Annotated in this window: 1 protein-coding gene (running past one end of the window); it reads left to right on the forward strand. The window is 73.2% G+C overall.

The window, feature by feature from the left end; genetic code table 11:
* Nucleotides 1-13 precede the first annotated feature (13 nt).
* A protein-coding gene (locus tag WME85_RS12895) for an SDR family NAD(P)-dependent oxidoreductase (protein WP_437838101.1) crosses the window boundary here: on the forward strand, nucleotides 14-15,167 show its 5' portion. Its footprint extends 5,261 nt past the window's final position; only the first 15,154 of its 20,415 coding nucleotides appear in the window; it begins with the start codon at nucleotides 14-16; the stop codon falls past the right edge of the window.

A 15,167-nucleotide genomic window follows, 5' to 3' on the forward strand; every position in this document is an offset into this window, starting at 1 on the left:
ATCGAGGAACTTCATGGCTGCAAAAGACGATTCGGCGGTGGACTTCCGGGAGCTCCTCAAGCGCTCGCTCGTGACCATCACCGAGCTGAAGAGCCGGCTCGGGGCGCTCGACGAACCGATCGCGATCGTCGGCATGGGGTGCCGCTTTCCGGCGGGGGCGAGCGGCCCGGACGCGCTCTTTCGGGTCCTCGAGCGAGGTGTCGACGCGGTCCGGGACATCACGGGCGTCCGGTGGGCGCCCGGCATCGAGCAATCCGCGCCCGCCACGCGGTGGGCGGCGCTCCTCGACGAGCCGATCGACGGCCTCGACGCTTCCTTCTTCGGGATGGCTCCGCGCGAGGCCGTCGAGCTCGACCCGCAGCAGCGGCTGCTCCTCGAGGTGGTCTGGGAGGCGCTCGAAGACGCCGGTTTGCCGCCTGACTCGCTGCGAGGGTCGCGGGCGGGGATGTTCGTGGGGATGTGTACCCAGGACTACTGGGAGCATGTCTACGAGCGAGGGGCGGCTTCGTTCGACGCCTACGCCAAGACGGGGAGCATGCCGAGCATGGCGGCCGGCAGGATCTCGTATCTCATGGGCTTCAACGGCCCGAGCGTATCGATCGACACGGCCTGCTCCTCGTCGCTCGTCTGCGTTCACCTCGCCTGCAAGAGCCTGGCGCTCCGGGAGAGCGATCTCGCCATCGCCGGCGGCGTGAACGTCATCCTCTCGCCCGTGACGATGCTCGGGCTCGCGCGTCTCCAGGCGCTCTCTCCCGACGGACGGTGCAAGACGTTCGACGTCAGCGCGAACGGGTTCGTGCGGGGGGAAGGGTGCGGAGCGCTGGTCCTCAAGCGCCTTGGTGACGCCGAGCGGGACGGAGACCGGATCTGGGGTGTGATCCGCGGCTCTGCGGTGAACCAGGATGGGCGGTCGACGGGGTTGACGCAGCCGAACGTGCTGGCGCAGCAGGCGTTGCTGCGAGAAGCGCTGAAGGACGCGGGGCTCGTGGCGAGCGACATCGGGTATGTGGAGGCGCACGGAACGGGGACGTCGCTGGGCGACCCGATCGAATACGAGGCGCTGCGGGAGGTGCTGGGCGCGCGGCGCGCGGACGGTTCGCGGTGCGTGCTCGGGTCGGTGAAGACGAACTTCGGGCACCTCGAAGCGGCGGCGGGGATTGCGGGGCTGATGAAGGCGGTGCTGTCGCTGCACCACGAGCGGATCCCGCGTCAGCTCCACTTTCGCGCGCTGAACCCCCGGATCTCGCTGGAAGGGACGCCGTTCGTGGTGGCGTCGGAGGATGTGGCGTGGCCGCGGGGTGAGAGGCCTCGGCGCGCGGGGGTGAGCTCGTTCGGGCTGTCGGGCACCAATGCGCACGTGATCGTGGAGGAGGCGCCGCGACGGAAGGCGCCGGCCGCTGCGAGCGCGAGCGCGGGCGATATCGAGCGTCCGGTGCACGTGCTGGCGCTGTCCGGCCGGAGCGAGGGGGCGCTGGAGGCGCTGCGCGTCGGGTATGTCGAGCAGCTGCGGAGTCAGGAGAGCGAGGGAGCAGGGGACCTCTGCTACACGGCGGGAGCGTGCCGTAGCCACTTCGAGGAGCGGCTTGCGGTGGTGGGGTCTACGCGGTCGCAGCTGCTCGAGCGGCTGGAGGCCGGCGCGGCGGTGCGGGGCAAGGCGGAGCCGAGGCGGATAGCGTTCCTGTTCACGGGCCAGGGGTCGCAGTACGCGGGGATGGGCCGCCGGCTGTACGCGACGCAGCCCGTGTATCAGGCGGCGGTGGATCGTTGCGCGCAGGTGGTGGAGATCCCCTGGGAGGACGAAGATGCGCTGAGCCGGACGGAGCACACGCAAGCTGCGCTGTTCACGGTGGAGTACGCGCTGACGGAGCTGTGGCGGTCGTGGGGAGTGGAGCCCGAGGCGGTGATGGGCCACAGCGTGGGCGAGTACGTGGCCGCGTGCGTGGCGGGCGTGATGAGCGTGGAAGATGGCCTGCGGCTGGTGGTGGAGCGCGGGCGGCTGATGGCGGGGCTGCGCGAAGCCGGCGCGATGGCGTCGGTGCAGGCGTCGGTGGAAGAGGTGCTCCGGGAGCTCGGCGACGCGCCTGGCGTGAGCATCGCGGCGGACAACGGGCCGACGCAGGTGGTGCTGTCGGGGCGGGAGAGCGCGCTTCGGTCTGCGTGCGCGAAGCTGGAGGCGCGCGGTCTGAGGACGAAGACGCTGAAGGTGTCGCACGCGTTCCACTCGGAGCTGATGGAGCCGATGCTGGGCGGGCTGGAGCGAGCGGCGTCGCAGGTGCGGATGTCGGCGCCGCGAAGCGTGCTTGTGTCGAACGTGACGGGGCGTGAGGCGGGGGAGGAGGTGACGGGCGCGGAGTACTGGAGTCGGCACACGCGGGAGGCGGTGCGCTTCGCGGAGGGGATGAAGACGCTGCGCGAGCGCGGGGTGAACACGTTCGTGGAGATCGGACCGCACCCGGCGCTGCTGGCGATGGGGCTGACCGAGGGTCTGTCGGTGGCGTCGCTGCGGCGAGGGCGCGACGACTGGGACACGCTCGGCGAGGCGGTGGCGAAGCTGTACGCGGCCGGCGTCGACATCGACTGGCGCGGCTTCGACCGCCCTTATTCCCGGCGGAGAGGCTCGGCGCCGACCTACGCCTGGCAGCGACAGAAGTACTGGATCGCCGCTCGGCCGGGCCGCGCTGGCCTCGTCGAGCCGGTTCATCCGCTCCTGGGGACGAAGATCGCGATCGCGGGCGCCAGGCGTGTTTTCGAGGCGACGCTCGACGTCACGGAGCAGGTCCAGCTCGCGCATCACCGCGTCTTCGATCGGCCCGTGCTGCCGGCGGCGGCGTTCGTCGAGATCGCCTCTGCCGCCGTTCGCGACGTGCTCGGCACCGGGGCGTTCCGGATCACGGGCCTCGCCTTGCAAGAGCCGCTCGTCCTGCCCGAGCCTGGCGCGCTGCGGGTGCAGGTCGTCGTCTCGGAGCGGGAAGAGCAAGGAGTCCCGGTCGCGGTCTACAGCCAGCCGATCGACGCGCCGAACGAGCGCTGGGCGACGCACGCGACCGGCTGGGCGAAGGACGACGACGCGGCGGATCTCGCGCCGATCGACGTCTCGGCGCTTCGCGCGCGCTGCGCGGAAGAGATCGGCGCGGCCGCGCTGGCGGAAGCGCCCCGCGCCGTCGGCGTGACCTATGGCGCGACCTTCGAGGCCCTCGTCGCCCTCTGGCGAGGGGAAGGCGAGGCGCTCGCCCGCCTGCGTCTGCCCGACAGCGCGCGCGTCGATGCCGCGCTCTACGGGCTTCACCCCGCGCTCCTCGATGCGGCGCTCCAGATGTTCGCGTGGGTGATCGGCGCTCCGGCGGGCGCGCTCTACTTGCCCTTCGAGATCGACGACTTCGCGCTTCACGCGTCCGGCGCCAGCGTGGCCTGGGCGCATGCCGAACGGCTCGGCCCTGCTGACGGCAATGCCGAGGTCGTCTCCGTGCGCGTGAGGCTCTTCGACGACGAAGGTCGTCTGCTCGCCGAGGTCCGGCGGGCAAGGTTCAAGCGCGCCGACGCGGAGCGGTTCGAGCGCGCCACCGTCGCCACGCCTGATCCGCTGCTGCAGCTGGCGTGGAGAGAGGAAAAGCGTCCAGCCCCGGCTGAGTTGGAGGCGGGCCGGTGGCTCGTGCTGACGAAGGGCTCGGCGCTGGGGCGAGAGGTGGCGGCGCGTCTCGGTGGCGCGACGATCGGTGACGCATCGGAGATCGCGTCGTCGGCAGTAGCGATCTCTGGCGTTGTGTCGGTGCTCGGAGCGGAGTGGGAGGGAGAGGACGGGGGGGCGGGGGCGGAGGAGCTGACGAAGGCGACGCTTGCCGCGCTGCAGGCGCTGGTCGGCAGGAAAGAATCCGGGCGTCTGTGCATCGTGACGGCGCGAGCGCAGGCGGTGGACGAGGGAGAGGCGGTGAGCGCCGCCGGCGCCGCGCTGTGGGGCCTCGGGCGGGTGATGCGTGAAGAGCATCCGGAGCTCGGGTGCACGCTGGTGGACGTGGGGGGAGGTGCCGAGGACGCGTCGTTTGTCGAGGCGGAGATCCGGGCGAGCGAGGGGGAGCCGGAGCGGGCGTGGCGCGGCGGCCGTCGGTACGTCTCGCGGCTGGTGAAGGTCGCGCGGGGGCCGTCGGAGCGGGGGCCGTCGGAGCGGGGGCCGTCGGAGAAGGAGAGCGGGGCATCGGCAGGGACGGTGCTGGTGACAGGCGGCCTCGGAGCGCTGGGGCTCGAGGTGTCGAAGTGGCTTGTGCGGGAGGGGCGCGCGAAGCACCTGGTGCTGATGGGGCGGAGTGCCCCCGGGGCAGAGGCGGAGTCTGCGATCGGGTGGATGCGAGAGGCGGGCGCGACGGTCGATGTCGCGCAGGGGGACGTGGGAGACGCGGAGTCGCTGCGCGGTGTGCTGTCCAGGATCGCGGAGGAGCGGGCGCTGAGGGGCGTCGTGCACGCGGCGGGAGTGCTCCAGGACGGGGTAGTGTCCGAGGTGGGCGCGGAGGACGTGGCGCGGGTGTTCTCGCCGAAGGTCCGCGGCGCTTGGAACCTGCACGAGCAGACGAAAGGGCAGCAGCTCGAATTCTTCGTGATGTTCTCGTCGGTGTCGTCGCTGCTGGGGCCGGCCGGTCAGGGGAGCTACGCGGCGGCGAACGGCTTCCTGGACGGGCTTGCGCACGCGAGGAAGGCGGCTGGCTTGCCGGGCCTGAGCGTGAACTGGGGAGCGTGGGGCGAGAGCGGGATGGCGTCGCGGCTGGACGCGTCGCAGAAGGCGAGGCTGGCCGAGCAGGGGTTCGGGTTCCTGTCGACGGCGGAGGCGCTCGCGCTGCTGGGAGAGGCGATGTCGCGGCCGGAGGCGCAGCTGGCGGCGGTGCGCTTCGACGCGAAGGCGCTCGCGCAGCGCGGGGCGCGGCTCGGCGCGAAATGGCGCGAGCTCGTGTCGCCGTCCGCCCCGCAGGGGCACGGCGCGGCGCTCGCGGGGCGCCTCGCGCACCTGCCGGCTGAAGCGCGCGCGCAGGACGTCGAGGCGTGGGTGCGCGGCCACGTCGCACGGGTGCTCGGACTGCCGCCGGCCTGGAAGGAAGATGCGGAGAAGCCGCTGCAGGAGCTCGGGTTCGACTCGCTGATGGCGGTGGAGCTGCGCAATCGGCTGGTATCGGAGCTCGGGCAAGCGCTGCCGACGACGCTCGTCTACGACTACCCGACCGTCCGGCAGCTGACCGCCCATCTCGTGGAGCGTCTGGCCGCCAAGGCGCCGCGGAAGCGCGAGGAGGCACGGAGGATCGCGAAGCAGGAGGCGATAGCGATCGTGGGAGGGAGCTGCCGTTACCCGGGCGGCGTGGAGGACGTCGAGGGGCTGTGGCGGCTCGTGGATGAGGGGCGCGACGGCACGGGGGAGATGCCGCCGCGGTGGGACGTGGAAGCCCTGTACGACCCGGATCCGGAAGCGCTGGGGAAGATGACGACGCGCCGGGGCGGCTTCCTCGGCGAGGTGGATGGGTTCGACGCGAGGTTCTTCGGGATAGCGCCGCGCGAGGCGCGGAGCATGGATCCGCAGCAGCGGCTGCTGCTGGAGGTGGCGTGGGAAGCGCTGGAGCACGGAGGCCAGCGCGTCGGAGAGCTGAGCGGGAGCGAGACGGGCGTCTTCGTGGGGTGGATGTACACGGAGTACGGCACGCTGGGCGGCGGGTCGCTCGAGAGGCTGGATGGATACGCGGCGACGGGGAGCGCCGGGAGCGTCGCGTCGGGACGGCTATCGTATCTGCTCGGTCTGAAGGGCCCGTCGATGACGGTGGACACGGCGTGCTCGTCGTCGCTGGTGGCGTTGCACCTCGCGTGTCAGAGCCTGAGGTCCGGGGAGTGCGACATGGCGCTTGCGGGCGGTGTGGCGCTGATGTTGACGCCGCGGGTGTTCGTGGACTTCAGCCGGCTGCGCGGGCTGTCGTCGGACGGGCGGTGCAAGGCGTACGACAGCGCCGCGGACGGCGTCGGGTGGGCCGAAGGGTGCTCGATGGTGGTGCTGAAGCGTCTGAGCGACGCGCAGCGGGACGGGGATCGGATCCTGGCGGTGATCCGGGGTAGCGCGGTGAACCAGGACGGCAGGTCGAACGGGCTGACGGCGCCGAACGGCCCGTCGCAAGAGACGGTGATCCGGCGAGCGCTGGAGCAGGCGGGGATACCGGGGACGGCGGTGGGTTACGTGGAGGGCCACGGGACGGGGACGCCGCTGGGGGACTCGATCGAGCTTCAGTCGCTGGGAGCGACGCTGGGTGAGGGCCGGAGGGGCGAGCAGCGGCTGGTGGTGGGGTCGCTGAAGTCGAACATCGGGCACACGCAGGCGGCGGCCGGGGTGGGAGGGGTGCTGAAGGCGGCGCTGTCGCTGGCGAACGAGCAGATCCCGAAGAGCCTGCACGTCGAGGAGCCGCTGAGGACGGTGGGCTGGGAGGAGCTCGGGCTGCGCGTGGCGTCGGAGCCCGTGCCCTGGGCGCGGGGGTCGGCGCCGCGGTTCGCAGGGGTGAGCTCGTTCGGGATCTCGGGCACCAACGCCCACGTGATCCTGGAGGAAGCGCCGGCGGAAGAGGCGAAGGAGCCCTCGCCGTGGAGCCGACCGCACCTCGTGACGGTGTCGGCGAAGAGCGCCGAGGCGCTGACGGAGCTGGCGCGCCGGTACGCGCGGCACCTCCGCGCGATGGGCGAGGAGAGCGCGGCGAGCCGCGCGCTGATCGACATCGGTTACACGGCGGCGTCTCGCCGGACGCACCACCGGTACCGGCTGGCGGTGGTGGGGGAGACGACGCTCTCGCTCGCGTCGGAGCTGGAGGCGAAGGCGCCGAAGGTCCGGGAAGCGGCCTCGGAGGAGGAGGAAGCGGAGCGGAAGGTCGTGTTCGTGTTCCCCGGCCAGGGTGGGCAGTGGGTGGGGATGGGGCGCGAGCTTCTGGAGAAAGAGGCAGCGTTCCGCGAAGCGGTGGAGGCGTGCGACCGGGCGCTCCGTTCGACGGTGGACTGGTCGGTGCTCGAGGTGCTCCGGGGGGAAGGCCCGAAGGGCGCGCTCGAGGACGTGGACGTGATCCAGCCTGCGGTCTTCGCGATGCAGGTTGGCCTGTCGGCGCTGTGGCGGTCGTGGGGGCTCGAGCCTGCCGCGGTGGTGGGCCACAGCATGGGGGAGGCCGCGGCGGCGTACGTCTCGGGGGCGCTGAGCCTGGAGGCCGCGGCGCGCGTGGTGGCGGTTCGGAGCCGGCTGGTCAAGCGTGAGAGCGGCCGCGGGGCGATGGCGCTGGTCGAGCTTTCGCCCGAGGAGGCGGAGGCTGCCATCGCGGGCGAAGGGGGGCGGGTCGTCGTCGGCGCGGTGAACGGCCCGCGCTCGGTGGTCGTCTCCGGGCAGAAGGACGCGGTCGCGGAGCTGCTGGAGCGTCTGACGCGCTCGGGCGTCTTCTGCCGACAGGTGAAGGTGGACTACGCGTCGCACAGCCCGGAGATGGAGAGCCTGCGCGAGCCGCTGTTGAAGGCGCTGAGCGGCATCGAGAGCGGGCCGCCGAAGGTGCCGTTCTATTCGACGGTCACGGGGAAGCGGATCGAGCGAGCGCTGGACGCCGCGTACTGGGAGCAGAACTTGCGCGAGCAGGTGCGCTTCTGGGAGGCGGTGCAGGCGCTCCGGGCGGACGGCCACGACGCCTTCGTGGAGGTGAACGCGCACCCCGTGCTGGTGGCGTCGATGGAAGATGGCCTGCGCGGCGAGGGCGGGCGACCGGCGGTGGTGGTGAGCTCGCTCCGCCGGGAAGAGAGCGCGCAGGCGCGGCTGCTCGAGAGCTACGGCCGTCTCTACGAGGCGCGCTGCGCGCTCGACGTTCGCCGCCTCTACCCGGCCGGGCGCGTCACCACCCTCCCGAGCTATCCGTGGCAGCGCGAGCGCTTCTGGCTCGAGGCCGGCCCCGAGGCGGCCCAGCACGCTTCGCCGGCACACCGGGCCTCCCCGGCGCGCGACCTGCTCTATGCGGTGGAATGGAGGCCCCTCGCGACCGATGTGGCCCCGGTCGACGCGACGCGCGCGCGCTTCTGGATCGTGCTCGACGAGGCTGGCGTGGGCGAAGCCGTCGCGCGCGCCCTCGAGAGCGCGGGCGCGGCCTGCACGCGGCTGCGCCCCGGCGAGCGCCCGTGCGCGCCGCCCGGCGACATCGACGGCGTCGTGCATTGCGCGACCGTCGATCCCCTCGCCGCCGCCCCGGTGGAGGCGTGCGTGCAGAGCCTCGAGGGCGTCCTCGGCTGGACGAGGGCGCTGGCCGGGACCCGGGCCCGGATCTGGGTCGTCACGCGCGGCGCGGTCTCGGTCTCTGGCGAGGCGCCGGACCCGCGGCAGGCGGCGGTCTGGGGCCTCGGGCGCGCGGTCTCGCTCGAGCAGCCGGATCGCTGGGGCGGGCTCATCGACCTGCCCGCGCCGGAGGATGCGAGCCCGGCGGTGGCCGCGGAGCTCCTGTCCGGCGCTGGCGAGGAGCATGTCGCGTTCCGCGATGGGATCCGGTACGTGGCGCGGCTCGCGCGCCTGAACGCGCGGGCGTCGCGGCCGTTCGCGACGTCGGGGACGGCGCTCGTGACGGGCGGGCTCGGCGGCGTCGGGCTCGAGATCGCGAAATGGCTCGCGGGGCGCGGCGCGCAGCACGTCGTCCTCGTCGGACGGCGCGGGGCGGCGACGCCCGGCGCGGCGGAGGCGTCGAGCGCGATCGAGCGGCTCGGCGCGCGCGTCACGGTCGTCGCGGCGGACGTGGCCGACGAAGCCGCGATGTCAGCGCTCGGCGAGCGGATCGACGCCGATGGATCGCCGCTGAAGGTCATCGTGCACGCCGCCGGTGTCCCCGACCGGGGCCGCGTCGAGACCTACGACCGCGCCGGCCTGGAGCGAACGCTCGCCTCGAAGGTCGCCGGCGTGGAGGCGCTCGGGCGCCTCGCTGCCGCCAGGTCGCTCGACGCGTTCTTCTGCGTGTCGTCGATCGCGTCGGTCTGGGGCGGGGTCGAGCAAGGCGCCTACGCGGCCGCGAATGCATACCTCGACGGCTGGGCGCAGGCGCGCCGCGCCGCCGGGGTTCCGGCCTTCAGCACGGGCTTCGGCGCCTGGGCCGGGGTGGGCCAGCTCGGCGAGGCGGACGCGCAGGCGCTGGAGCGGGTCGGCATCCGTCGATTCAGCCCTGCGCGTGCGCTCGAGGGCATGGCCCTTCTGCTCGGCGCGGCGGTCGCGCACGGCGTCGTGGTCGACGTGGACTGGACCCTCTTCCGGCCGGTGTACGAGAGCAACGGGCGCCGGCTGCTGGCCGCGATCGATGGAGTCGGCGAGAGCGAAACGTCGCCCAGAGCGCGCGGCGATGGAGATGGCGGGATCCTCGCCGCCATCCAGCGAGCGCCCTCGCACGACCGTCCGCTGCGCCTCGAAGCGTGGGTGCGTCGCATCGTGGCCGACACCCTCGGACTCGATGAGTCCGAGCGCGTCGACCCGCGTTCCGGCTTCCGTGAGCAAGGCATGGACTCCGTGATGGCGGTCCAGGTTCGCAAGCGCCTCGAGGAGGGGCTCGGCCTCCGGATCTCGACCTCGGCGACCTTCAACCACCCGAACGTGGTCGCGCTCGCGCGGTACCTGCTCGGAGAGCTGGCGGCGCGCGGGGCGATCCCCGCCTTCGACGCGCCCGTTCCTCACGGCGCAGAAGACAAGGCGGCCTCGGCGGCGAGGCTCTCGGGCGCGGACGCGTCGCCGATCGCGATCGTGGGGGTGGGGTGCCGCCTGCCGGGCGGGATCGGGAGCCCGGAGGAGCTCTGGAGGTTCCTGTCGGAGGGGCGGGATGCGGTCGGCCCGATGCCGCCGGATCGCTGGGACACGGCGGCCTGGTACGACCCGGACCCCGTGGCCGAGGGCAAGATGTACGTCCGCGATGGGGCGTTCCTCGCGAGCAACCCGGACGGGTTCGACGCGGCGTTCTTCGGGATCTCGCCCCGCGAGGCGACGCGGATGGATCCGCAGCACCGCCTGCTGCTGGAGGCGAGCTGGGAGGCGCTCGAGGACGCGGGGATGGCGCCTCGCTCGCTCTCGGGTCAGCTGGTTGGGACGTTCGTGGGGATCGGGCCGAGCGACTACGGGTCGTTGATCGCGAAGATCGGCGCTGGCGCCGCGAAGGATGGCTACGTCGCGACGGGGGTATCGACCAATTTCGCGTCGGGACGGCTCTCCTACGTGCTCGGGGTACGCGGCCCGTCGGTGGCGGTGGACACGGCGTGCTCGTCGTCGCTGGTGGCGCTGCACCTCGCGTGTCAGAGCCTGCGCGCGGGCGAGTGCGAGGTGGCGCTCACGGGCGGCGTCCAGCTCATGCTCTCGCCGGAGCCCTTCGTCTATCTCTCGCGGATGCGGGCGCTGTCCGCGGACGGTCGGTGCAAGACGTTCTCGGCAGGCGCTGATGGCTACGGTCGCGGCGAGGGCTGCGCGGTGGTGGTGCTGAAGCGGCTCCGGGACGCGGAGCGCGACGGGGATCGGATCCTCGCGGTGATCCGTGGGTCCGCCGTGAACCACGACGGGCGTTCGAGCGATCTCACGGCGCCGAACGGGGCGGCGCAGGAGGCCGTCATCCGGGAGGCGCTCCGGAGCGGGGGTATCGCGCCCGGAGATGTCGATTACGTGGAGGCGCACGGGACGGGGACGCAGCTCGGGGATCCGATCGAGGTGGAGGCGCTGGCGGCAGTCTACGGCGCGGGGCGGACGAAGGACAGGCCGCTGAAGCTCGGGTCGGTGAAGACGAACCTGGGACACCTCGAGTCGGCGTCGGGGATCGCGGGAGTGCTCAAGGTGGCGCTGTCGCTGTGGCACGAGGCGCTGCCTGCGCACCTGCACGCCGAGACGCTGAATCCGCACCTGGACTGGGAGCGGCTTCCGCTGTCGATTCCGCGGCGGCTGGAGCGGTGGGAGAAGAAGGGCGAGGGCCCCCGGCGTGCGGGGGTGAGCTCGTTCGGGCTGTCGGGCACCAATGCGCACGTGATCGTGGAGGAGGCTCCGCGGCCGACGGTGGTGCCGGCTGCCGCGAGCGCGAGCGCGGGCGATATCGAGCGTCCGGTGCACGTTCTGGCGCTGTCGGGCCGGAGCGAGGCGGCGCTGGAGGCGCTGCGCGTCCGGTATGTCGAGCAGTTGCGGAGTCAGGAGAGCGAGGGAGTCGGGGACCTCTGCTACACGGCGGGAGCGTGCCGTAGCCACTTCGAGGAGCGGCTTGCGGTGGTGGGGTCTACGCGGTCGCAGCTGCTCGAGCGGCTGGAGGCCGGGTCGGTGGCGCGGGGCAAGGCGGAGCCGAGGCGGATAGCGTTCCTGTTCACGGGCCAGGGGTCGCAGTACGCGGGGATGGGCCGCCGGCTGTACGCGACGCAGCCGGTGTACCGGGCGGCGGTGGATCGTTGCGCGCAGGTGGTGGAGATCCCCTGGGAGGATGAAGAGGCGCTGGGGCGAACGGAGCACACGCAAGCTGCGCTGTTCACGGTGGAGTACGCGCTGACGGAGCTGTGGCGGTCGTGGGGAGTGGAGCCCGAGGCGGTGCTTGGTCACAGCGTGGGCGAGTACGTGGCCGCGTGCGTGGCGGGCGTGATGAGCGTAGAAGAGGGCCTGCGGCTGGTGGTGGAGCGCGGGCGGCTGATGGCGGGGCTGCGCGAAGCTGGCGCGATGGCGTCGGTGCAGGCGTCAGTGGAAGAGGTGCTCCGGGAGCTCGGCGACGCGCCTGGCGTGAGCATCGCGGCGGACAATGGGCCGACGCAGGTGGTGCTGTCGGGGCGGGAGAGCGCGCTTCGGTCTGCGTGCGCAAAGCTGGAGGCGCGCGGTCTGAGGACGAAGGCGCTGAAGGTGTCGCACGCGTTCCACTCGGAGCTGATGGAGCCGATGCTGGGCGGGCTGGAGCGAGCGGCGTCGCAGGTGCGGATGTCGGCGCCGCGGAGCGTGCTCGTGTCGAACGTGACGGGGCGCGAGGCGGGGGAGGAGGTGACGGGCGCGGAGTACTGGAGTCGGCACACGCGGGAGGCGGTGCGCTTCGCGGAGGGGATGAAGACGCTGCGCGAGCGCGGGGTGAACACGTTCGTGGAGATCGGACCGCACCCGGCGCTGCTCGCGATGGGGCTGACCGAGGGGCTGTCGGTGGCGTCGCTGCGGCGAGGCCGGGACGAGTGGGAAACGATCGGCGAGGCGGCGGCGAAGCTGTACGCGGCTGGCGTCGAGTTCGACTGGCGCGGCTTCGACCGCCCCTATACGCGCCGGACGGTGCCGGCGCCGACCTACGCCTGGCAGCGGCAGCGCTACTGGATCGACGAGGCGCCGGCCGCGGCGCGCCTGGGCGCGACCGGCTCGTGGCGGCTCTCGGGAGCGCCGCTCGACGTCCCGGGGCCGGCGCTCCACCAGGTGGTGCCGCTCGGCTTGAGCCGGCAGGGATACCTCGCCGACCACGCGGTGCATGGCCGCGTCGTCGTCCCGGGTGCGTTCTACCTGTCGACGTTGCTCGCGGTCGCCGCGGATCGGCTGGGCGCGACGGCGGCGACGCTGCGCGACGTGCAGTTCATGCGGCCGCTCGTCGTCGAGGGAGAGACCGACTTGCACGTGGTCCTCTCGCCGGTGTCCGAGCGGGAATATGCCTTCACCCTGTCGACGAGGGAAGCGGACGGAGCGAGCTGGCGGACGCACGCCGAAGGAAAGCTCCTCCTCGAGGCGGTGTTGCAAGCAGCACCACGGCTCGACGAGGCGCTCGCGGCCTGCCCGCGCGATCTCGACCTCGATGATCTCCACGCCAAGATCGCCGGGATGACGATCGAGTGGGGTCCGCGATGGCGCTGGATCCGGGGTGCGAAGGTCGGCGAGGGCGCCGGCGTCCTGCGGCTCGATCCGGCGGCGGGGACGAGCTTCGACGAAGCGCCGCTGCACCCGACGCACATCGACAACGGCTTCGCGGCGGGATTCCTGAACCTCCTGGCCGACAGCGACGGTACGCCGATCTTGCCCTGGGCGCTCGCCGAGCTCCGCTGGGTCGGAAGCTCGGCGCGGGGCGGCTGGTCCCACGGGCGGACGCGCCAGGGAGCGGCGATCGGCCAGGACGCTGTCGTCGCGGACCTCGTCCTCTTCGACGAGGCCGGCTCCGTCGTCGCCAGCATCGACGGGTTCACGTGCAAGCGCGCGCCGCGGGACGCGTTCCTCGGGGCGCAGCCGGCGCGCCGCGCGGCGCTCCACCACCTCGCGTGGCGCGAGGCCCCCGCCCGTCCCGCCACCTCGATGTCGGGCCGCTGGCTCGTGCTCACCGGAGACGCGCTGCTCGGCGCGGCCGTCGCCCGGGAGCTCGCCGCGCGCGGCGCGACCGGCGACGCTGTCGCGCGTGACGCCTGGCGGGAGCAGCTCGGGGCCCAGGCCCTCGAGGGCGTCCTCTGCCTCTGGGGTACGGAGACGGCGGCGTGCGAGCCTGCCGCCGCCGAGGCCCTCGCGATCGAGGCGCTGGAGCTCGCGCAGCGGCTGCTCGGCCGCAAGCGGGGAGCGACCCCGCGCCTCGTCCTCGCCACGGCGCGCGCCCAGGCGGTCTCGGCCGGCGATACGGTTGACCCGGTGGCGGCCACGCTGTGGGGGCTCGCGCGGACGGCGCAAGAGGAGCACCCGGAGCTCGGGTGCGTGCTCGTCGACCTCGACGAGGCGTCGGCCGCCGTGGCCTCCACGCTCGTCGACGAGCTCGGAACGCTCGACGGGGAGCCGGAGCGGGCGCTGCGCGGAGGCAGGCGGTACGTGGCGCGGCTCGCGAAGGTCCGCGCCGCGCTCGAGCGACCCGCCGCGGCTTCGTTCGAGCTCGCGCTCGACGCGGGGCGGCTCGACGCGATGCGCCTCGTGCCGAGCGCGCCTCCTCCGCTCGGCCCCGACGACATCGCGATCCAGGTGGAAGCAGCCGGCCTCAACTTCCGGCAGGTGCTCGTCGCGCTCGGGATGATGCCCCTGGGGACGCTGCCGATCGCGACGGAGTGCGCCGGCGTGGTCATCGCCGTCGGCGATCGCGTGAGAGGGCTCGCGAAGGGCGACCTGGTGATGGGGCTCGCCCGCGGCGGCTTCGGGGAGGTCACCGCGGATGCGCGCTTCGTCGCGCGAGCGCCGGCGGGCCTCACGAGCCGGGAGGCGGCGGCGCTGCCGATCGCGTTCCTGACCGCCTACCACGCGCTCGTCGAGCTCGCGAAGGTGAAGCCGGGCGAGCGCGTCCTCATCCACGCCGCCGCGGGGGGCGTCGGGATGGCGGCGGTTCAAGTGGCGCGCTGGCTGGGCGCCGAGGTGCTCGCGACAGCGAGCCCGCCGAAGTGGGGCGTCCTGCGAGCGATGGGGATCGAGCACATCGCGAGCTCGCGCGCGCCCGGGTTCGCCGATGCGCTCCGCGGCGCGACGGCGGGGGAGGGCGTCGACGTCGTCCTCGACTCGCTCGCCGGTCCGCTCGTCGACGCCGGGCTCTCGCTCCTGCGCGCAGGCGGACGCTTCATCGAGATGGGCAAGCTCGACGTCCGCGACCCGCGCGACGTGGCGGCGGCGTATCCCGGGGTGAGCTACCAGGCGTTCGATCTCCTCGAGATGATGGCAGCGGAGCCCGAGCGGATCCGCCGCATGCTCGACGTCATCGGCGAGGGGTTCCGGGCGGGGCACCTGACCGCGCTCCCGGTGCGCGCCTTCGACGTCGGCGACGCCGAGGCGGCTTTCCGGCTCATGGCGCGCGGCGCGCACACCGGCAAGATCGTGCTGGCGGACGGGGTCTCGCTCGAGCCGCCGCGGAGCGACGGCACCGTCCTCGTCACCGGCGGGCTCGGCGGGCTCGGGCTCGCGGTGGCGCGCTGGCTCGTCCGGGAGGGGCGAGCGTCGCGGTTGCTCCTCGTCGGCCGCCGCGGCCCGTCGGACCGTGACGACGTCCTCTCGGCGATCGAAGCGCTCCGCGCCGCCGGGGCCGAGGTCGCGGTCGCCTCGGCGGACGTCGCCGACGAGCGCGAGCTCCGGGTCCTGCTCGACGCGATCCCCGCCGATCGCCCCCTCCGCGGGGTCATCCACGCGGCGGGGGTCCTCGACGACGCGCCGCTCGCCCGGCAGAGCGCGGAGCGCTTCGCGGCGGTCTTCCGGCCGAAGGTCCAGGGCGCCTGGAACCTCCACCGGCTCACGAAGGACGCGGCGC

Source organism: Sorangium sp. So ce1153 (assembly GCF_051521595.1).
Taxonomy (GTDB): Bacteria; Myxococcota_A; Polyangia; order Polyangiales; family Polyangiaceae; genus Sorangium.